Source organism: Xanthovirga aplysinae (assembly GCF_009711365.1).
Lineage (GTDB): Bacteria > Bacteroidota > Bacteroidia > Cytophagales > Cyclobacteriaceae > Xanthovirga > Xanthovirga aplysinae.
This window is the reverse complement of the sequence record NZ_SMMB01000178.1, coordinates 1-596: the sequence shown is the minus strand read 5'-3', so window position 1 is coordinate 596 and position 596 is coordinate 1. Positions and strand designations below refer to the sequence as shown.

Genomic DNA, 596 nt, shown 5'->3' with positions numbered 1-596 from the left:
TCTGGCGTTCAGTTTATAAATGACACCCTGCTTGTCGATAATTCCAACAAATTCGATAAATTGATTACTGTTGCTTTAAAACCAAGAACAATTCATTTAGATGAAGTTAGTATAATTGATTTACCAACAGAAGGGAGGTTTAAGCGAAACCTTTTGGCCCATGAACCCAATCCAGAGGAAGAATTTAATATCCCCTTACCTTTTCAAATAAAAGTCCCAAAGAGAAAGAGAGTCTCTAATGACAAAAGCACCATTGCTGTATTTTTAATTCCAGTTAATTCCATCTCTTCCAAATTCAGTAAAAAGGAGAAGGAAAAAAGAGCTTATTCCAGAATCTTGAATAATTCTCCACAACAGAAAATCATTGATTCAAAGTTTAATAAAAAGTTGGTGCAAGACCTTACTTCCTTTGAAGGGGATCAATTGGACCGATTCATGATTTTCTGCCGACAACGTTTTAGCACGGAATATCTTCTAAAAACTTCATCTTACGACATAATTCTGGCTATAAATAACTACTCCAAAGAATTCTTAAAAATGTCAGAAATAGGGGTTTTTAACCCGGATTCTCTTTCAAATGGTTAATAGAAAGTTCA

Annotated in this window: 1 protein-coding gene; it reads left to right on the top strand. The window is 33.9% G+C overall.

Going from position 1 to position 596, the window contains the following annotated elements; translation table 11 throughout:
• A partial coding sequence (locus tag E1171_RS23225; protein ID WP_222931282.1) for a hypothetical protein occupies window positions 1-585 on the top strand: 585 nt, incomplete at its 5' end.
• Window positions 586-596: the final 11 nt, after the last annotated feature.